Origin of the sequence: Rhodococcus sp. P-2 (assembly GCF_016598535.1) — a bacterium.
GTDB classification, from domain to species: Bacteria; Actinomycetota; Actinomycetes; order Mycobacteriales; family Mycobacteriaceae; genus Rhodococcus_F; species Rhodococcus_F baikonurensis.
The window spans coordinates 1,390,382-1,408,281 of record NZ_CP066779.1 but is presented as its reverse complement, the minus strand read 5'-3'; the positions used below and the strand labels follow the sequence as shown (position 1 = coordinate 1,408,281).

The following is a 17,900-nucleotide window of genomic DNA, read 5'->3' as shown; positions in this document are numbered from 1 at the left end:
ACAAAAGAGCCCCGGCGATCGAAACTCGCCGGGGCTCTTTGCTGTTGACGTGTCTACAGGCCTGGACGCTTACCGATCGTCAGGGTCACTTCACCGGTATGGGCGAAGAAGTCGTTGCCCTTGTCGTCGACGACGATGAACGCGGGGAAGTCCTCGACGTCGATCTTCCAGACGGCCTCCATCCCCAGCTCGGCGTACTCGAGGATGTCGACCTTCTTGATGCAGTCGAGTGCCAGGCGAGCTGCCGGTCCACCGATGGATCCGAGGTAGAAACCGCCGTGGGTGTTGCAGGCGTCGGTCACCTGCTTGGAGCGGTTTCCCTTGGCGAGCATGATCATCGAGCCACCGGCGGCCTGGAACTGCTCGACGTACGAGTCCATACGGCCGGCCGTGGTCGGGCCGAACGAACCGGATGCCATACCGTCGGGTGTCTTGGCGGGGCCGGCGTAGTACACCGGGTGATCCTTGAGGTACTGCGGCATCTCTTCACCTGCGTCGAGACGCTCTTTGATCTTGGCGTGCGCGATGTCGCGTGCCACGACGAGCGGACCGGTCAAGGAGAGACGAGTCTTCACCGGGTGCTTGGAAAGCTCGGCGAGGATCTCCGACATCGGCTTGGTCAGATCGATCTTGACCGCAGCACCCTTGCCGGTACCCGAAATGCCATCCGTCTCTTCGTCGAGCTGAGCGTCCGTGACCTCGGGCAAGAAACGGCCAGGGTTGAATTCGAGCTGTTCCAGGAACACGCCCTCCGGGGTGATCTTGGCCTTCGCCTGTCGATCGGCCGAGCACGACACCGCAATGGCGACGGGCAAGGAAGCACCGTGACGGGGGAGTCGGACGACGCGGACGTCGTGGCAGAAGTACTTGCCGCCGAACTGGGCGCCGATACCGATCTTTTGCGTGAGCTCGAAGACCTTCTTCTCGAGTTCGTGATCTCGGAAGCCGCGACCCGTGATGGCGCCTTCGGTAGGCAGTTCGTCGAGATAGTGTGCCGACGCGTACTTCGCCGTCTTCATCGCGAACTCGGCCGAAGTACCGCCGACGACGATTGCAAGGTGGTACGGCGGGCAGGCAGCAGTACCGAGCGAGCGGATCTTTGCCTCGAGGAACTGCATCATCGAGTCAGGGTTCAGGATCGCTTTGGTTTCCTGGTACAGGTAGGACTTGTTGGCGCTGCCGCCGCCCTTGGCCATGAAGAGGAACTTGTACGAGTTCTCGTGTCCGGCAGCAGTATCGGCGTACAGCTCGATCTGTGCGGGCAAGTTGTTGCCAGTGTTCTTCTCGTCCCACATCGTGATGGGGGCGTTCTGCGAGTAACGCAGGTTCAGACGCGTGTAGGCGTCGTAGACACCGCGGGCAATGGACTTCTCGTCGTCGCCGGGGGTGAGTACGTGCTGTCCACGCTTGCCCATGACGATGGCGGTTCCGGTGTCCTGGCACATCGGCAGAACGCCGGCAGCGGCGATATTGGCGTTCTTGAGCAGATCGAGCGCGACGAACTTGTCGTTGTTCGACGCTTCGGGATCGTCGAGGATGCTCGCGAGCTGCGTCAGGTGATCCGTCCGCAGGTAATGAGAGATGTCGTGCAGCGCCGTTTCGGTCAGCAAGCGCATTGCTTCGGGCTCGACCTGCAGGAAGGTGCGGCCGTCCGGTCCCTCGACTGTCGACACCCCTTCGGTGGTGAGCAATCGGTACTCGGTGGTGTCATCACCGATCGGCAACAGGTCCTCATAGAGGAAGTCGGCCATCATCTCTCCTGAACAAGGGTGCGTGCGAAGGTCGCATTCAGGTTATCGTTGGGGGTTTCCTTCTCTGAATCGGGGCGGGTGTGAGCTGGAATTATCCGGATACCACTGGCTCGATCAAGATACTTCGACCAGTTCGGAGAGCTCGACGCCGCGAAATTCGGCAAGGATTTCGGCCTGCTCGGCCACCGCTGCGCGGGCCGATCGTGACCACGTTCCCCACGGGGTGACCGCGACCTTCAGCTTCTTTCCGGACGCCCGCGGTCGCCACAGTCCGGTGATCGTGCCGCCGACCACCACCGTGCCCGGTCGCCCGAGGGTTGGCCACACCGTCTTCTGTGCGTCCGGATCGGGAACCAGGGTCTCCCGATCCTTGAGCTGTACATACGGATCGAAAGGCCCGAGTAGGCGAGTGCTCGAATCGGTGGGGGAGCCGAGCAAGTCTTCGCGGTCCTGTTCGAGAATCCACCGCTTCTCGCCGTTCACCTCGATCTCCTCGGTATCGGCGGGCCAGTGGGCCCTGACGTCCTTGACCGGGGCATCGAGAAACGACGCAACGAGAGCAGGAGTGGCGGGGCCGTAGAAGCGCAAATATCCGCGGATCACGTCGAAGCGAGGATCGGCGTCCGAACCTGAGGATGTGTACGGGCGTCGACGCCAACCCGGAATGCGTTCGAGCACTGGGGGAGATGTGCCCGGCTGCAGCTCGAGGCCTGCCTGAAGTGCCGCGAGCCGGAACGGCATCTCGTACAGATGGGTGGCGTTGCACGGGCGGCAGAATCTCAGATACGGCTCGGTGACCCGGGTGGTCAACTTCGCGGACATCTCGCCCTTGACGGTTGGTTTGGAGACGATGTCCCGCATCGCGGTAGCAACTGTTTGCAGAGCGGTCAGGGTCGGAATGCCGGCGGCCTTCAGTGGCCGGTTCGCGTCGTAAATGCGTTTGGCTGCATCAGCTTCGCTGAACGGGGACGTGGCGACGGCGACAGCAGGCAGGTCGCGACGACGGTAGTAGTGGGGAGCGCCGCGCAACGTCCAGGCAAGAGCGAGGTCAGTGGCGTCGCCGCGGACGCCGCGGATCCGCAGTGCCCACGCGGCGCCGTCCGGTCCGGTGTTCTGAATCCCGAGGTCGAGTATTGCGCAGTCGTTGTGATCGGCGTCACCGGAATGGGGCCTGTCGAGTTGGTGGCGGTGCCACCGGAAATTAGCTACCTGCGTGAGTGAGGTTGCGCTAGACATGATTTCAGTTTACTGGTGGGTAACCGCAGGATTTGGGGCGGTTGATCAATGTGGCGACAGAATTGGTCAGATTCGACCGATTGGCCGGAATTTTTTCAGTAGCAGACCTTATTAGTCGAAATAATGACCCCATTGTCGAAATCCTTTGCCAACTGGTCGTTCGTATGATTACTGTTACCCACGTCACGGATACATTACAGATGTGACGCAGCTGTCACAGCACTGTCGGGTGCTTTTTGGCAGCTGACCTCTGACCTCTCAAGGAGATTCACATGGGTTCAATGGAAGGAATTCTCGGCGCTGTTGTTCAGGGCCTGGGATCACTGTTCAGCGCTGACGGTCTGCTCAAGACCTTCATGGGATCGGTAGAGACCATCTCCAAAGACCCCACCCCCTAATTCAGCGCGACATTGCCACGCCCGCTCCGGGTGTAGTTACTTCAATTTCGACAAACTGCAGGAGGAAACTCATGGGATCTCTCGGTGAAGCCATCGGAAGCGTCAACAACCTCGGTCAGCGTCTCGTTGACGCACTGACCACGCTCAGCGGCGGCACGGTTACGCCCAAGTAAGCGTCGTCTGACGAGAAAGGCTCACGCACTCGGTGCGTGAGCCTTTCGTCGTCGACCGGATCGAGTTTTTCCGATCACGTCGGGTTTGCCTCTTTCAGCCGGTACCGTTCGAAAGGTTCCGCTGCCGAAGAGAGTGACCCGGATGATCGAGACTCGTGCTTTGCGAACGGTTTTCCGCGTCTTCTTGGCGTTGGCCACGGCAGTATGTGGGCTCCAGCTCCTCATGGCACCGGGTCACGCTCAGTCGGTGGACAGCAGGCTGGTCGACATCTCGGTGTACTCACCGTCGATGGGGCGCGACATTCCGTTGCAGGTCTTGCGGCCCGCTGATACCTCGAGGCCCGCTCCGACGCTCTACCTACTCAACGGAGTGGACGGAGGCAAAGACGATGCGACGTGGTCGGTGCGGACCGATGCGCCGAAGTTCTTCGCGGACAAGCACGTCAACGTGGTCACCCCTCTGGGCGGAGCATTCAGCTACTACACCGATTGGGAGCGGCCGGACCCCGGCCTCGCGAAATCCGGCAACAACAACGGGGTCAACATGTGGACCACGTTCCTGACGGAAGAACTACCGCCGGTAATCGATTCGATGTTCGCGACGACCGGCGAGAACGCTCTGGCAGGCTTGTCGATGGCAGGCACGTCGGTACTGGATTTGGCTATGGCGGCGCCCGCGCTGTACAACAGTGTCGGGTCCTTCAGTGGGTGTGCGATGACGAGTCCCGGCATCGGTCAGGACTTCGTGAAACTCGTGGTTGCAGTGGGTGGCGGTAACGCGGAGAACATGTGGGGTCCGTACGATGGTCCCGGCTGGCCGCCTCACGATCCGGTTGTCAACGCGGACAAGTTACCTCGCATCCCGATGTACATCACCACTGCAACCGGGATTCCGGGTCCGTACGACACACTTGCAGATCCACGGATCGGCAACGACGTCACAGATTTGGCGTTGCAGCTCGTTCTCGGTGGCGGAATCGAGGCGGCAACGCACTACTGCACCACCCAGCTTGCGGACAGGACGAACGCATTGGGTATGAACAACATTCGCTACAACTTCAAGCCGGCAGGAACGCATTCATGGGGATACTGGGAAGACGACTTACACGACTCGTGGCCGATGATCGCCGCGTCGCTCGGCGTGTGAGGTCCCATCGAGCCAGCCTTCGAAGCGTAGGGCTCGTCGGCGCGCTCGCCTTGATTTCACTACTTGCGCTGCCCTCGACCGCGCTCGCCGACGAGACCCCGAAGATAACGGGCGTCACCGAACTGTCTTCGCGCTTGGTTCTTCTCGACGTCGCGAGTCCCGCTATGGGGCGCACCATGCAGGTGAAAGTACTGCTTCCTGCCGACCGCTCGGAACCGCGCGGGACGCTGTATCTCCTGGACGGCAATTCCGGGCAGATCGAAGAGAACAACTGGTTGGCCCCGGCTAACGGCGATATCGTCCCGTTCTTTGCCGACAAGAACGTGAACGTCGTACTCCCCATCGGTGGAACAGGCACCATGTACACCGATTGGCAGGAAGATCACCCGAAATTCGGTCGTCTGAAATGGGAGACGTTCCTGACGAAAGAGCTTCCCCCACTGATCGACACGAGGTTCGCAACGAACGGACACAACGCAATCGGTGGGATCTCGATGGGCGCAGAGGCCGCGCTGATCCTGGCCCAACGCTCGGCCGGGTTGTACGACGCAGTCGCGGGCTACAGCGGCTGCTACACAACCGTCGGAGGATTCGGCAAGGCGTTGACCGATCTTGTGGTCGTCAACGGAAATGCCCGTTCGGAGCAGATGTGGGGTCCGGCAGGCAGCGAGGCTTGGCAAGAGCACGACATCTTCGCCAATGCCGACAAGCTACGCGGCACCAAGGTGTATCTCGCCTCGGGATCTGGACTGCCAGGCCCGCACGAAACTCTCGACACTCCTGCCCTGGGGCGTGTACTGGTCGTCGGCGGGGTCATGGAACTGGGATCGAACCTGTGCACCGACCAGATCACGCAGGTGTTGCGCGATCGCGGAGTCGATGTCACCCGCAGCACTCAACCGGTGGGGACGCACGGTTGGCCGTACTGGCGCGACGAACTCGTTCGCTCCTGGCCGATGCTCGACTCTGCGTTGTCGGCTTGAGTAATTCCTTGCGATGAGTTTCCGCTTCGGGTCGGGTCTATAACCGAGTACACCTGATTCGTCACCTCATCGACAAGGACATAACATGCCTTCCATTACTCCCTGTTTGTGGTTCGACAACCAAGCAGAAGAAGCAGCGAACTTCTACATCTCGGTGTTCGGTTCCGGGCAGATCCTGGGAATCGAAAGGTACGTCGAGGGATCGCCTTCTGGAATGCCGGCGGGATCGGTGATGACCGTCAGCTTCGAGCTCGACGGTCAGCGATTCACCGGATTGAACGGCGGACCGATGTTCACGTTCTCGGAAGCAGTGTCTTTCGAGATTCCGTGCGTCGATCAGGCTGAGGTCGATCACTACTGGTCCAGGCTGACCGAAGGCGGAGAAGAGGGCCCGTGCGGATGGGCCAAGGACAAGTTCGGATTGTCCTGGCAGGTAGTCCCGAATCGCCTTCTCGAACTGATGAAGGATCCGGATCGGGCCAAGGCGCAACGCGCCACGGACGCGATGATGAAGATGAAGAAGATCGACATCGCAGAGCTCGAACGGGCCGCGGACGCATCCTGAACACGATCTGGCCGATGGGCGACAGTCTTCGTTAGCTGATGCTAGCCTTCCCTAATTCTCGCTGGAGCGTTGGAGGAGTGCTGGTAACCATGCGAATCAAAGTCTCTCGAATGAAGATCGCAGTCACGGCCTTGGCGGCCTCGCTCGCCGTCGCCGGGCTTGCCGGCTGCAGCAGCGACAGCGCTGACGCACCCGCGGAGGCGGGAGCAACCGTCTCGACCATGTTCGGCGACGTCGAAGTTCCGGCCAACCCTCAGCGCGTCGTGGCGCTCGGTTGGTCGGACGCCGAAACAGCACTTGCCCTCGGAACGCAGCCGGTCGGTGTCGCGGACTGGATGGCGTTCGGTGGCAAAGGCGTCGGACCCTGGATTGCGGACGAGTTCACCACAGACCCGAAGATCCTCGGAACGATGGACCTGAGCGTCGAGGACGTTATTGCTCTAGAGCCGGACCTGATCTTGTGGACGAGAAGCGACAACACGCAGGCAACCTACGACAAGCTGAGCGCTATCGCGCCGACGGTCGGGCCGCCGCCGGGTCTGGCCACTGCGTACGGGACGACGGTCGAGCAGCAGACCGAACTCGTCGCGGAAGCTCTCGGTAAGGAAGCAGAAGGAAAGGCGTTACTGGACGGCCTCGACGCCAAGTTCGACGCCGCGATTGCCGCCAATCCGGCCTTCGCGGGCAAGACCGCGGCGGTCGGCGCCTACAGTTCCGATGGTTACGGCGCATATGTACCCGGCGACGCACGCGCCGACTTCATGACCCGACTCGGCTTCACGATCCCGACGGCGATCACCGAAAAAGCCACCGGCAACTTCTACATCCCGGTCGCCAACGAGAACCTGAATCTGTTCGACGCCGACCTGACCGTGCTGTTCCCGATCTTCCTCGACAGCAGTGCGTTTGCGAACGATCCGCTACTGCGCGCAATTCCTTCGGCTCAGCAGGGGCATTTGTTGATCCTCGACGATCCCGCGCTCGTCAACGCGTTCTCGAGTGGCTCGGTACCGGGGTTGACCTACGCAATCGACAACGCCGTTCCGAAGTTTGCGAGCACACTCGGCGCCTGATCAGAGCTGTTTCGGGATCTGTCCGTCACTGTGAGCGTGTTCGCAAACAGTGGCGGGCAGTTCTCGTGCGTCGGTACACTGGAAAAAGTGAACTTTCAGCTAACGAGCGGCGGCCCAGTGGAGATCGCTCCAGTGGAGATCGCAGCGACCGCTCCTCGTTTTCCGCGGATGCACGCATATGTGGATATCGCTGTCGTCGTCGTGGTCTTGGTGGGAACCAATCTGATCGCGCATTTCACCACCGCATGGGCAAGCATCGCCACGGTCCCCATTTCTGCTCTCGTCCTGTTGGCGCTTACCAAGCGCCGGGGGATGGGGTGGGCGGAATTAGGGCTCTCACCTCGTGATCTGCGGCGGGGTTCGAAGTACGCTCTTGCCGCCGTCGGCCTGGTCCTGACCGTAGTCGCCGTTGGCGCGTTGCTCCCGCTCACACGTCCTTTCTTCATGGCGGATCGCTACGCCACTATTTCCGGCGCGATCATCGCGTCGATGATCGTGATCCCGCTGCAGACCGTCATTCCCGAAGAGTTGGCCTTCCGCGGCGTCCTGCACGGCACGTTGAACCGGGTCAGTGGATTCCGGGGCGTCGCCGCTGCCGGTTCGCTGATGTTCGGGCTGTGGCACATCGCGTCGTCGATGGGTTTGACCAGTGGTAACGAAGGGCTTTCCGGGTTTCTCGGTACCGGAGTCGTCGGTCAGGTCGCCGGGATCCTCGGAGCTGTTCTCGCCACCGCTGCAGCCGGCCTCGTGTTCACCTGGCTTCGTCATCGCAGCGGCAGCCTCATTGCGCCGATTGCTCTGCATTGGTCGTTGAACGGGGCAGGCGCATTGGCTGCGGCTCTTGTTTGGCACGCAACTCTTGCTTGATCCCAATATCTGACAAAAAGGACAGCATTCGCCGCGCGGCGCCGGGTAGTTCTGTGCTTTGCTCAGTGGGTGACGCACCTTCATCGAGGCCATGTCTTCCACATTTCCGGTCGTCCGACGGTTGAGGATGCGGCGCAGTCGCTCGTCTCGATCCCGGACGGCGTGTTGGCGATCGACGATGCCGGAACGATCGTCTACTGCGGAGAATTCGAATCACTCCCGAGCGATCTCGAAGGTGCTGAAACCCACGACCACCGACCGGGATTCCTGTTGCCCGGCTTCGTCGACGCTCACATTCATTTCCCGCAGACTTACGCCGGCGATGCGTACGGCGGCGGTCAACTCCTCGAGTGGCTCGATCTCTGTGTCTTTCCCTCCGAATCGAGGTTTGCCGATCCCGAGTTCGCCCAGCACGCTGCCGAGGCCTTCTGTTCTCGCCGAATCGCCACGGGAACCACGGCCGCGATGGTGTTCGGATCGGCCTTCCCGCACGCGCAGGACGCGTTGTTCTCGGAAACTCTGAAACGCGGCCTTCGAGTGGTCAGCGGCCGCGGGATTCAGACCACCGGCCCGGCCTCCGCTGCCGCGCTGATCACCTCGGAAGAGGATGCGATCAGACTCACCAGCGAGGAGATCGACAAGTGGCACGCATCCGACACCGGCGACGTGAACACCGCACTCATTCACGTTGCAGTGGTTCCCCGCTTCTCCCTCGCGGTGACAACACGGACGTTGAAGGATCTGGGGGAGTTGTACGACTCGGTCCGTGACCGGGGCGTCTACTTTCACAGCCATCTCAACGAGAACAATCGGCCCGGAACGGGCGAGGTGGCAACCACGCTCGCCGAGTACGAGGTCGAGACCTATCTCGACACGTACGACGGCAAGTTCCTCCCCGGCTCGCAGGTCGGCGGAAAGAGCTTCCTAGGCCCACGCGCGATACTCGCGCACTCGGTGCACTGCCAGGACTCCGAACTCGCACGAATGGCCGAGACCGGAACCTCGATCGCGCATTGCCCGACGTCCCAGCAGTTTCTCGGCTCAGGCACCATGCCGTGGAAACGCACCGTGGCGTCAGGGGTCAACATCGCGATCGGATCGGATTTCGGCGGCGGCGACGAGTGCCTGCTCACCCGAGTCCTCGGCGACGCGTTCAAAGTTCACATCTCCGAAGCCGGCGACGACGGAGTGTCGATGCACCCCGCCGAACTGCTGTTCACCGGAACACTCGCCGGTGCTCGCGCGCTGGACATGGAGAACCGGATCGGCAACTTCGACGAGGGCAAAGAAGCAGACTTTCTGGTGATCGACCCGGCCGGATGGCCGCCGCTCGCCGGGCTCGTCAACCACGGAACGCGTTCGGACGATCCGATTCTCGCCCGCGACCAGACGCTCTTCGGGCTCCTGATGGCGATGCGCGAGCCCGCGATTGCGCACGTATACGTGCAAGGGCGCCGGGTGTCGGGCTGACGTGTCCGCAACCGCCATCACCGGGTACCACCGAACGAGTTCGGGATTCCGGGCGTGGGTCGAGCGCGCGGCCGAGACCGCCGGTCGATTCGACGGCTACCTGAGCTGTGGCATCAGTGATCAACCGGAACCGGTGTCGCACGGCGTGTCTGTCACTTTCGACAGTGCCGACGATCTACACCGTTGGCTCGAGTCGACTGATCGCCGCGATCTCGAAAGATCCGCTGCTGCAACGGGAATTCTGGCGCAGACGAGTGATCTCGTCCTGGTCGACGGCGTGCTGCCGCCGCCCGGTATCGGTGTGTACGACCACGCCGTCGTCGTGGGCAAGGAGAACGAGTTTCTGCGAACGCAACGACACCTCATCGATCTCAGTTCGCGATTTTCCGGCTACGAATCGGTGATGTTGTTGCGGTCGGTCACCGACTCCACCCAGTGGAAGTCCGTTCTTCGGTTTCGGACTGAACAGCAGTTGGCGGTGTGGATGGCGTCACCCGAGAGGGCCGCAGCACTACCGAAACTGCGGGCCGAGTTGGCCGAGGACTTCACCGAGACCACGCGGTCGACACCGTTCGGCACCATCCTGCGCACGGAGAACGGGCAGACTCGCGCGACGCCGAATTGGAAGACGGCGATGATCATCCTGCTCGTTCTCTATCCGACAGTGATGACCCTGTCACGATTTCTCGGTCCGCTGCTCGACGGAATCGGAGCACCTCCCTGGCTGTCGATGTGGCTGAGCCAGATAGTCAGCGTCGGCGCCATGACGTGGTTCCTGATGCCCACGGTCACGCGGTGGTTCCGCCATTGGCTGGACCCGGTCGACGGTGCCGTTCCCCGCACCAATTTTCGCGGCGTTGCGGCGGTAATAGCGGTGTACGCAGTGACTCTGACGCTCTTCGCGTCCGTGAAGTGGCTGCAGTTCTGGGACTATTTCGACTGAGTCCGGCCTCGGCGGAAGTAAGCGAGCGGCCCGACGAAGTTGACGAAGATGATCGCCGCCCACTTTTTCTTGCTGCCGTTGACCGTATCGGCAGGGCGTCGCGCCAAGTCTGTCCACGCGGCGATCGCCAGCAGGGACTGAATCGTGGCGAGCAGGGCGACGACGCGGCGCTGCGCGGGTGACAGCTCACTCCAGGATTTCTTCTTTGTGAGGTTCATGGTGTCCACCTTGCCCTCGAACGTCCGATCGGTGTCGAGATCGGGTTGTTATCGGTGCCCGAAGTTCCTCGAATCGGTGTGAATAGCGTCACCATGATGACCGATAGGTACGGTCCCGCGGGCCGTCGGGGCGGTCGTTTTCGGCGTAAAGATCTCGCTAACTCGAACTGTGGCTGAATGTTTGCGCCCGCACTAAGCTCGCGTGGCCACATTGGCGCGAGGGATTTGGCCAAGCTGCTGGTACGCGCTCTAGCGGGAGCAACACATACCCTGTTAAGTAAGGCTTGCCAATCTTGTGGTCGGCCTACAGGTTTGATGCTGTGGGGTAGCTGCTATCGGAAACGATGTTCGGAATGCGTCAATAAATCGTCCGTAGGTGACAGTTTGATCACTGCTGGTGGGTGTCACCTGTGTGTATGTACGTGTCCTGAAGGGGTCGAAATGTAACGTCCCGGACACATTTGGTGTCGCGGAAGTAACGGAAGACCTCTACTCTTATCGCCAGCAGCCACTCACGTGGCGGCAATCCTCTGGACCGTATCTTCGACAGGAGCACATCGCATGAGCAGCGCAGAATTCTCGGATGCCTTCACCTTCCTCAACGACTTCTTCAGCAACGCGTCTGATCTCTTCAGCGCTCTGAGCTTCTTCACCTCGCTCAGCTGATAGCTTCCGGCCGCTAGGCCGACTCAGTGGCCCCCGAAGACGATGTCTTCGGGGGCCACTGCTGTCTGTCTGACTATCTGTCTAGCGTCCAATTTGGTGACAATGTGAGCATTGTTGGCCAAGTGCATGGCGGGGTTGATGTGACTGTGGTGGAATGCGAGCGAAAGAAGATAGCTTGCCTGCCCGCCACTTCCAGCGGGACACGCCGATGATCGGAGCTTTGTGCACGTCTCGCGAAGAAACCTCTTCAAGTACGCAGCGGCTGGATCGGCCGCTGCCGGACTCGCTGCATTGAGCGGTACGACGTCGGTGGCCAATGCCGGTTCGCTCGGGACCCTGCTCGATTACGCCGCCGGTGTGCCGTCCGCTCAGGCGATCAAAGCCGCCGGATATGCAGGCGCCATTCGATACGTTTCGGACAGGCGCCCGGGCGCCGATTGGATGGTCGGCAAGCCCGTACTGGCGCGGGAAACCGACGCGTTGACGGCGGCCGGACTCCAAGTCGTGTCCTGCTATCAATTCGGCAAGGGCGGAACGGCGGACTGGCGCGGGGCTCGAGAGGCCGGCAAGCGTCACGCTTCCCGGGGCCTCGAACTCCACGCTGCTGCCGGTGGGCCCTCTGGTCGACCGATCTACGCGTCGATCGACGACAATCCCACCAGCACCGAGATCACGACACTGATCAGGCCGTACCTCGAGGGATGGGCGTCGGTTGTCGGCAACGGAGCGCTCGGTGTCTACGGAAATACTCGCGTGATCGACGCGATGATCAGTGCCGGCGTCGGAACCTGGTTCTGGCAGCACAACTGGGGTTCGCCCGCCGGGTATGTGCATCCGAGGGCAAACCTGCACCAGTTCGAAATCGACAAGCGCAAGGTCGACGGCGTTGGCGTCGACCTGAATTCGATCCTCACTCGCGACTACGGCCAGTGGTCGTTGGCCGGATCGGTCGGTCCGGCCCAGCCCGTCGGATCATCGTTGCCGACGGGTTCTATCGCACCATAGCGCCGAATTTGGCGAGCCAGGACTTGGCGTCCTCGGGGAGGGTGCCCGCCGCTTCGGCGGCGAGGCACCATGCTTTTGCCATCGACAGGAAGTTCATCGGGTTGTAGGCGTCTTCTTCGCGAGACCACAGTCCGTTGCCGGCGTAGTGCAGGATCGTGATGTTGGCGGCTCCGTGCTTGGATCCGTCACCCGGATCCTCCATCGGGTTGTCGATCTCGCACACGATCCATCCGCGCTCCTCGTCGACGACGAACCAGTTGGCCGGAAACTCGGTCATCCGGCGTCCCGGGAACTCCGTCATCGTGCGAGTGACCCACTTGCGTACCGCCTCTCGGCCGTTGAGGGCGCCGAAAGCGTGTTCCACGTAGACGACGTCCTCGGTGAACATGTCCGCGAAGGCGTTCCAGTCGCCGGAGCGTGTGCACTCGACAACGGTGTTCTGATACCCCGCGAAGGCGTCTTCGAGTTCGGTGCGTGTCCAGCTCATGAAAGCTCCTCGGGTAGGCGTCGTCGCCTCAGATTAGAACACGTTGCAGAATTGATTGTCGGCGATTCGACGCAGAAGAGTTCTGCGGTACCGTCGTTGACGGGTCGGGACCCATTATGTGAGAGGGCAACACGTGGAATTCATCATCGACTTCATCTACACACTTCTGTCGAAGTTGCAGACGGGCAGCATCGAAGGCTCTTCGGAGAAGTGAGTCCTCTGCCGGGTTGGTTCCCTTACGTGGCTTTCTGTTTGGGAATCAACCCGGCGAACACCATCGTCACACCGGCGGCGGCGATGGAAATCAGGAACGTCGCACGAAACGCCTCGAACGAGGGGATCACTGCGGTGCCGACGGTGATGGTCATACCGGCCAGAACGACGCTCACGATCGCGGCAGACGTCGACGTGCCGATTGATCTCATCAGTGAGTTCAGGCCGTTCGCGGCTGCAGATTCCGTGATGGGTACCGCGCCCATGATCAGGGCGGGCATGGCCGAGTACGAGAGCCCGACGCCCGCGCCGATGAACATTCCGGCCACGGCGACCTGCCAGACGCTCGACACCGTGAAATATGCGAAGGCATAACCCAATCCGATGACGAGGGCGCCGAGCATCAACGTGATTCGTGGGCCACGCCACGCCGAAATTCGGGCGGAGACGGGCGAGAGCGCCATCATGACGAGTCCGCCGGGGGCCAATGCGAGTCCCGCTGCAACCATGGACAATCCGAGTCCGTAGCCGGTGGACGTCGGTGCCATCAGAAGTTGGGGGAGTGTCAAGGAATTGCCGTACATGGCAAAACCGACGGCGATGGACGCGAAGTTGGTGAAGAGAACCTGAGGCCGGGCCGATACGCGGAGGTCCACTAGTGGTGCGTTGCGTCGAAGTTCCCACCATCCCCAGACGAGGAAACTGAGAGCGGAAACTGCCAGGAGGCCCAGGGTTTTCGTGTCGCCCCATCCCCAAGTCCCGCCTTTGGTGATGGGGAGCAGCAGGGTGATCAGGCCGACGGTGAGACCGAGCGCACCGACGAAGTCGAAACGGCCCGGACGTCGTACCGTTGATTCGGGGATGACGAACGCAACCAGAGCGATGCAGATCAAGCCGAATGCCGCCGAAGTGACGAACAGGAAGTGCCAGTTGGCATTCTGAGCGATCACTGCGGCGATCGGCAGTCCGATCGCGCCGCCGACGCCGAGGGTGGCACTCATGACGGCCATGGCGCCGGCCACCTTCTTCGGTGGAAGCACGTCGCGAATAATTGCGATTCCCAACGGAATTGCCCCGACAGATGCACCTTGAAGTGCGCGACCGATGACGAGCACGATCAGAGAAGGTGCGATCGCGCAGATTGCCGAGCCCAGGACGACCATCCCGAGACTGACGAGCAGCATTCGTTTCTTGCCGAACATGTCACCGAGGCGTCCGCTGATAGGTGTGATCACCGCGGCGGCGAGGAGTGTTGCGGTGACCGCCCACGAGGTGTCGGCGGGAGTGGAGTTCAGGAGGTGCGGCAACTGCGGAATGATCGGGACGACCAGCGTCTGCATCAAGGCGACGACGATGCCGCACAGTCCGAGGACGGTGAGCACGGGACCCGAGGGTGCGTACTTCGTGACCGGGGGTTTCTCGTCGACGCTCGACGAATCTGCGTGAACGGACATTTGGCTCCCGCCATGGAGGTTCTACTTCGGTGCGTTCGCCCCAATGTGCACGCTACACATCGTGTGTATTATGCACAATATGAGTGTGGATCGGGAAGCCGAACTGGTGGATATCGAGTACGAGTTGACCCTGCTCTCGCGCTATCACGCGCTCGCTCAACGGGCCGAACTTCATCTGGACCGGTCTGCCTATCTACTGCTCGGTCGACTGGAGTTGCAACATCCCATGAGCCTCAAAGAGCTCTCCTGTGCTTTCTCGCTCGACATCTCGACCATCAACCGGCAGATCGGCGCGCTGAGGCGTCAGGGTCTGGTGGAGCGAGTGGAGGATCCGGACGGTGGGCTGGCGCGAAAGGTTCGGCCGACAGCACAGGGGCTGTCGAAACTTCATGCCGATCGCGAACACTCGACGGCAGGCGTCGAGAAGGTCCTGCGCGAGTGGAGGCCGGAGCAGCGCCAGGCCCTCGGTGATCTGTTGCGACAATTCAATCGCTCGGTGGAGAACTTGGAGGGTCGCGACTGGCCGCGGCCGGATCAGGTCTGAGAGTGCGAAACCGACCGCAGTGAGGGGTTCGGGTCGCTCGAATCCGATTCCGGCGCAATGACAACAAGTTTCGGGTGTTCTTCGGGGGCTGCATGATTTCCACGCCAGGACAGCAACGACCAGCGTGAGAGACCGGACAGCGCCGACCCGAGACTGGCGAAAGACCCCGAACTCAGCACCGATGCCGTAGATCCGATGCTTCCGATGGAAAGAAAAGAGCCGACGCTACCGATCGAGAGAATCGAGTACGCCGATCCGATCGAGAGAATGGACCCTTCGGATCGGATGGACAGTATCGATCGCGTCGACTTGTGCGACCGTATCGACTGGTCGTCTGGGCGTGATTTCCGCTCTCGACGGCCATGCGTGATGTCCACTCGTAGATGTCCCATCTATCGGGTCTATCACGGTGATCGGAGATGCAAAAGGGACCCGCCGAAATTTCGGCGGGTCCCTGTCACAAGACTTCGATCAAGCTACCGCGAACATGCCCACGGTCGGAAGGAAGCTGCAGGTGATGCGATCTGCGCCTTCCGGCTGGGTGGTCAGCGAGCCGCTGATCACCGAGAGGACGCGTCCGGGACCGGTGTCGGCGATAGCCGACAGAGTGGCGGGGCCGTCCGGGTTGATGCGCGCGGCGTTGGTCAGGTTCTGGGTGGCGCTGCGCTGGTTGTCGATGTTGACCCAGGTGACGGTCATCGGCACCGGCTGGTCGTCGACCGCGGGAGCAGTTCCGAGAGCGGTGAAGACGAAGCCGGCCTGACCGGCAGCGAGGCCGGGAGGAGGCAGGTGAGCCGGGCCCGGAACAGCAAGCGCGGTTCCGACCGAATCGGCGGTGGCCGAGATGCAACCCTTGCCGAGCGTCGGGTACAGGAACTGCGCGATGACGGGAGCGTTCTCGTTCGGGATTTCCGGTCCGCCGCCACCACTGCCGTCGAGGAAGGTGATGACCTTCTCGAGGGTGGCCTTGATCTCGGGCGGAATGCCGGGGGAGTTCAGGATCGCGCGAGCCTGGTCGAGCAAGGCTTGCTGCGGGCCGCCGGCGACGTCAGCCGGACCGGCAGCGGCGCCGATGATGGCGGGCGCAAACGATGCGAGGAACTCGATCGGCACACTTTCGGGTGCGGGCGGTGCTGCCGGATCGGCCATTGCCTGTGCCGGCAATGCCAGTCCTGCTACTGCGGCAATAGCGACGGCGGTGAACGCCTTTCGCATACCTCGGGTTCGAAGCACTGTTTCCCCATCCTTAGTCATACCGCGCGGGCGCCTAGGCGAGCTCCGCGTTTGACGGCTCGAGGGGTCACTCTAGGTACAGAGCCCCCGGGTTGTACAGCTGTTCAGTTGCTGAGCAGCTACGCACCGGGGGAGTCTATGGCATGACCGGCCTCGATCGTGATTTACGGCGACCATACCTGTGACTGAAGTGATCTATGTGAAAGTTGATGCAACTGTTACGTCAGATTGCGAGGTTTGTTCATCGGAAGATCAGTCAAATCGGACCGAATCGTCGACAAGTACGTCAATTCGACGGGCAAGGTCGAAGTCCAGTTCTGTGAGACCGCCCGCCGAGTGCGTCGAAAGCGTGTACGTGACCTTTCGCCAGCGAACGTCGATGTCGGGATGGTGATCCGCGGCCTCGGCGACTGCTGCGATGCGTTGGAGAAGCGCGATGGCGTCCGGGAACGTCGCAGACTCGACCGTGCGAGTGATCGTCCCCGGCGACAGTTGCCAGGTCGGCAGTTCGTCGAGAGCGCTTTGGATTGCGGAGTCGGGCAACAAAGTGGCCATACCCCATCATGGTGCGATGAGTGATGCACCTGCAAGGGATCGGGAAGTTGTCGCCGGTGCAATCTTCCACGGGGGAAGGCTGCTACTCGCGCAGCGGACGCGACCGCCGGCGTTGGCCGGGCGCTGGGAACTGCCGGGCGGGAAGGTCGAGGAGTTCGAATCGCCGCAGAGTGCTTTGGTTCGCGAATTGCGTGAGGAACTCGCAGTAGAGGTTCGATGCGGAGCCAGAATCGGCGTCGATGTGCCGCTGTCGCGGGGGATGGTGTTGCGGGCGTACCGGGCGGAGTTGGTGTCCGGCGAACCGGTCGCGCTCGAGCACTCTCAGTTGAGGTGGGTCGACGCCGAAGAACTGTTGTCGATGGATCTGGTCGACAACGATCGAGCCTGGATCCCTGAGCTACTCGAGGAATTGAGCGCGCTTACGCCGCACGAGCCTTCTTGAGACCCGCTTTCAGTTCCTTCTTGGATGCGCCCTCGTTCTCGAGCTTCTTCATCCGCATGATGACGACGGGGCACTTGATGCACCGGGTCTTCTTGCGGCAGCACTTCTTCTTCGGCTTGAGCTGCGAGACCTTGCTTGCCTTGACTTTTCCCATGTGACGCTGCGGCTTTCCTGTTTCACTACGGCGGAGAGCCCGCTCTTGGAACGAGGTTAGCGTACCCTTAAACACCCTGTTTCTCCAGGTCGTAATCCTACGCGCTTCGGCGTGGTGCAGATCACTATTGGCTGGTGGGAGCGGTGATAGAGGCCGCACAATGCAGGAGTATCCGCCCGGAGCGAGTAGTATTTACTAGGCCGCGGTGCCTTCTCAGGCGATTCGTGCCCTGATTCGGATCACACACTCGTGCAGCGGCCACCAGAAGAGCCGTGCGACTTGACTTTCGCGTGGCCGAATCAACTCAGCCAGGAGAGCCATCG

General features: G+C 61.5%; 20 protein-coding genes. 11 read left to right on the top strand and 9 right to left on the bottom strand.

The genetic code is table 11. From position 1 onward, the window contains the following. Positions 1-53: 53 nt before the first annotated feature. Both I7X09_RS06615 and I7X09_RS06610 read right to left on the bottom strand, forming a co-directional pair. A complete protein-coding gene (locus tag I7X09_RS06615; protein WP_029536802.1) occupies positions 54-1,751 on the bottom strand; it encodes a fumarate hydratase in 1,698 nt (565 codons plus the stop codon). A gap of 114 nt (positions 1,752-1,865) precedes the next feature. Next, positions 1,866-2,987 carry a winged helix DNA-binding domain-containing protein gene (locus tag I7X09_RS06610; RefSeq protein WP_200316128.1) on the bottom strand — a complete coding sequence of 374 codons (1,122 nt, stop codon included), beginning with the start codon at positions 2,985-2,987 and terminating at the stop codon, positions 1,866-1,868. 272 nt (positions 2,988-3,259) lie between these two features. Here I7X09_RS06610 and I7X09_RS29580 point away from each other — a divergent pair, with 272 nt between their 5' ends. The 8 genes from I7X09_RS29580 (at position 3,260) to I7X09_RS06575 (ending at position 10,606) form a co-directional block, all read left to right on the top strand. Continuing rightward, a complete protein-coding gene (locus I7X09_RS29580; RefSeq protein ID WP_019744544.1) occupies positions 3,260-3,385 on the top strand; it encodes a hypothetical protein in 126 nt (41 codons plus the stop codon). A gap of 315 nt (positions 3,386-3,700) precedes the next feature. Continuing rightward, positions 3,701-4,705 carry an alpha/beta hydrolase gene (locus I7X09_RS06605; protein WP_200316126.1) on the top strand — a complete coding sequence of 335 codons (1,005 nt, stop codon included), beginning with the start codon at positions 3,701-3,703 and terminating at the stop codon, positions 4,703-4,705. Further along, a complete protein-coding gene (locus I7X09_RS06600; RefSeq protein ID WP_234036819.1) occupies positions 4,702-5,688 on the top strand; it encodes an alpha/beta hydrolase in 987 nt (328 codons plus the stop codon). Before I7X09_RS06605 ends, I7X09_RS06600 begins: the two co-directional genes overlap by 4 nt. A gap of 85 nt (positions 5,689-5,773) precedes the next feature. Continuing rightward, complete coding sequence (locus I7X09_RS06595) at positions 5,774-6,253, top strand: VOC family protein (RefSeq protein ID WP_003945229.1); 480 nt, start codon at positions 5,774-5,776, stop codon at positions 6,251-6,253. Between the two features lie 110 nt (positions 6,254-6,363). Then, complete coding sequence (locus I7X09_RS06590; protein WP_234036818.1) at positions 6,364-7,326, top strand: ABC transporter substrate-binding protein; 963 nt, start codon at positions 6,364-6,366, stop codon at positions 7,324-7,326. 168 nt (positions 7,327-7,494) lie between these two features. Next, entirely contained in the window at positions 7,495-8,193 is a 699-nt protein-coding gene (locus I7X09_RS06585) for a CPBP family intramembrane glutamic endopeptidase (RefSeq protein WP_124567143.1), read from the top strand. Positions 8,194-8,262: 69 nt separating this feature from the next. After that, on the top strand, positions 8,263-9,663 hold the full coding sequence (locus tag I7X09_RS06580; RefSeq protein WP_124567055.1) for an amidohydrolase family protein: 1,401 nt from the start codon (positions 8,263-8,265) through the stop codon (positions 9,661-9,663). 1 nt (position 9,664) lies between these two features. Further along, entirely contained in the window at positions 9,665-10,606 is a 942-nt protein-coding gene (locus tag I7X09_RS06575; RefSeq protein ID WP_200316122.1) for an antibiotic biosynthesis monooxygenase, read from the top strand. Here I7X09_RS06575 and I7X09_RS06570 read toward each other — a convergent pair. Beyond that, on the bottom strand, positions 10,594-10,824 hold the full coding sequence (locus I7X09_RS06570; RefSeq protein WP_200316120.1) for a PLD nuclease N-terminal domain-containing protein: 231 nt from the start codon (positions 10,822-10,824) through the stop codon (positions 10,594-10,596). The two genes, I7X09_RS06575 and I7X09_RS06570, sit on opposite strands and share 13 nt — an antisense overlap. A gap of 888 nt (positions 10,825-11,712) precedes the next feature. Here I7X09_RS06570 and I7X09_RS06565 point away from each other — a divergent pair. Next, entirely contained in the window at positions 11,713-12,495 is a 783-nt protein-coding gene (locus tag I7X09_RS06565; protein ID WP_200316118.1) for a DUF1906 domain-containing protein, read from the top strand. On the opposite strand, the gene I7X09_RS06560 is transcribed toward I7X09_RS06565, so the two are convergent. Then, positions 12,482-12,982, bottom strand: a complete 501-nt coding sequence (locus I7X09_RS06560) for a nuclear transport factor 2 family protein (protein WP_200316116.1) — start codon at positions 12,980-12,982, stop codon at positions 12,482-12,484. The genes I7X09_RS06565 and I7X09_RS06560 overlap by 14 nt on opposite strands. 236 nt (positions 12,983-13,218) lie before the next feature. Next, positions 13,219-14,649 carry an MFS transporter gene (locus I7X09_RS06555; RefSeq protein ID WP_200316114.1) on the bottom strand — a complete coding sequence of 477 codons (1,431 nt, stop codon included), beginning with the start codon at positions 14,647-14,649 and terminating at the stop codon, positions 13,219-13,221. A gap of 79 nt (positions 14,650-14,728) precedes the next feature. Here I7X09_RS06555 and I7X09_RS06550 point away from each other — a divergent pair, with 79 nt between their 5' ends. Then, positions 14,729-15,193 (top strand): MarR family winged helix-turn-helix transcriptional regulator, encoded by a 465-nt coding sequence (locus I7X09_RS06550; protein ID WP_200316112.1) that lies wholly within the window; start codon positions 14,729-14,731, stop codon positions 15,191-15,193. Here the strand turns inward: I7X09_RS06550 and I7X09_RS29345 are convergent. From I7X09_RS29345 to I7X09_RS06540, 3 genes are all read right to left on the bottom strand, one after another. Further along, positions 15,184-15,585, bottom strand: a complete 402-nt coding sequence (locus tag I7X09_RS29345) for a hypothetical protein (RefSeq protein WP_234036817.1) — start codon at positions 15,583-15,585, stop codon at positions 15,184-15,186. The two genes, I7X09_RS06550 and I7X09_RS29345, sit on opposite strands and share 10 nt — an antisense overlap. A gap of 79 nt (positions 15,586-15,664) precedes the next feature. Beyond that, positions 15,665-16,408, bottom strand: coding sequence for an Rv1157c family protein (locus I7X09_RS06545; RefSeq protein ID WP_200317702.1), 744 nt, complete (start codon positions 16,406-16,408; stop codon positions 15,665-15,667). Between the two features lie 270 nt (positions 16,409-16,678). Further along, positions 16,679-16,981 (bottom strand): 4a-hydroxytetrahydrobiopterin dehydratase, encoded by a 303-nt coding sequence (locus I7X09_RS06540; RefSeq protein WP_200316110.1) that lies wholly within the window; start codon positions 16,979-16,981, stop codon positions 16,679-16,681. 16 nt (positions 16,982-16,997) lie between these two features. Here I7X09_RS06540 and I7X09_RS06535 point away from each other — a divergent pair, with 16 nt between their 5' ends. Then, positions 16,998-17,423 (top strand): (deoxy)nucleoside triphosphate pyrophosphohydrolase, encoded by a 426-nt coding sequence (locus tag I7X09_RS06535; RefSeq protein WP_095972226.1) that lies wholly within the window; start codon positions 16,998-17,000, stop codon positions 17,421-17,423. Here I7X09_RS06535 and I7X09_RS06530 read toward each other — a convergent pair. Further along, positions 17,401-17,577, bottom strand: coding sequence for a hypothetical protein (locus I7X09_RS06530; RefSeq protein ID WP_003945207.1), 177 nt, complete (start codon positions 17,575-17,577; stop codon positions 17,401-17,403). The genes I7X09_RS06535 and I7X09_RS06530 overlap by 23 nt on opposite strands. Positions 17,578-17,900: the final 323 nt, after the last annotated feature.

Coding starts and splice junctions, on each gene's coding strand:
- I7X09_RS06560 (WP_200316116.1), bottom strand. CDS start 12,982: ATGAGCTGGACACGCACCGAACTCGAAGACGCCTTCGCGGGGTATCAG.
- I7X09_RS06585 (WP_124567143.1), top strand. CDS start 7,495: ATGCACGCATATGTGGATATCGCTGTCGTCGTCGTGGTCTTGGTGGGA.
- I7X09_RS06605 (WP_200316126.1), top strand. CDS start 3,701: ATGATCGAGACTCGTGCTTTGCGAACGGTTTTCCGCGTCTTCTTGGCG.
- I7X09_RS06535 (WP_095972226.1), top strand. CDS start 16,998: ATGAGTGATGCACCTGCAAGGGATCGGGAAGTTGTCGCCGGTGCAATC.
- I7X09_RS06595 (WP_003945229.1), top strand. CDS start 5,774: ATGCCTTCCATTACTCCCTGTTTGTGGTTCGACAACCAAGCAGAAGAA.
- I7X09_RS06590 (WP_234036818.1), top strand. CDS start 6,364: ATGAAGATCGCAGTCACGGCCTTGGCGGCCTCGCTCGCCGTCGCCGGG.
- I7X09_RS06550 (WP_200316112.1), top strand. CDS start 14,729: ATGAGTGTGGATCGGGAAGCCGAACTGGTGGATATCGAGTACGAGTTG.
- I7X09_RS06570 (WP_200316120.1), bottom strand. CDS start 10,824: ATGAACCTCACAAAGAAGAAATCCTGGAGTGAGCTGTCACCCGCGCAG.
- I7X09_RS29345 (WP_234036817.1), bottom strand. CDS start 15,585: ATGGGACATCTACGAGTGGACATCACGCATGGCCGTCGAGAGCGGAAA.
- I7X09_RS06530 (WP_003945207.1), bottom strand. CDS start 17,577: ATGGGAAAAGTCAAGGCAAGCAAGGTCTCGCAGCTCAAGCCGAAGAAG.
- I7X09_RS06540 (WP_200316110.1), bottom strand. CDS start 16,981: ATGGCCACTTTGTTGCCCGACTCCGCAATCCAAAGCGCTCTCGACGAA.
- I7X09_RS06615 (WP_029536802.1), bottom strand. CDS start 1,751: ATGGCCGACTTCCTCTATGAGGACCTGTTGCCGATCGGTGATGACACC.
- I7X09_RS06555 (WP_200316114.1), bottom strand. CDS start 14,649: ATGTCCGTTCACGCAGATTCGTCGAGCGTCGACGAGAAACCCCCGGTC.
- I7X09_RS06545 (WP_200317702.1), bottom strand. CDS start 16,408: ATGCGAAAGGCGTTCACCGCCGTCGCTATTGCCGCAGTAGCAGGACTG.
- I7X09_RS29580 (WP_019744544.1), top strand. CDS start 3,260: ATGGGTTCAATGGAAGGAATTCTCGGCGCTGTTGTTCAGGGCCTGGGA.
- I7X09_RS06610 (WP_200316128.1), bottom strand. CDS start 2,987: ATGTCTAGCGCAACCTCACTCACGCAGGTAGCTAATTTCCGGTGGCAC.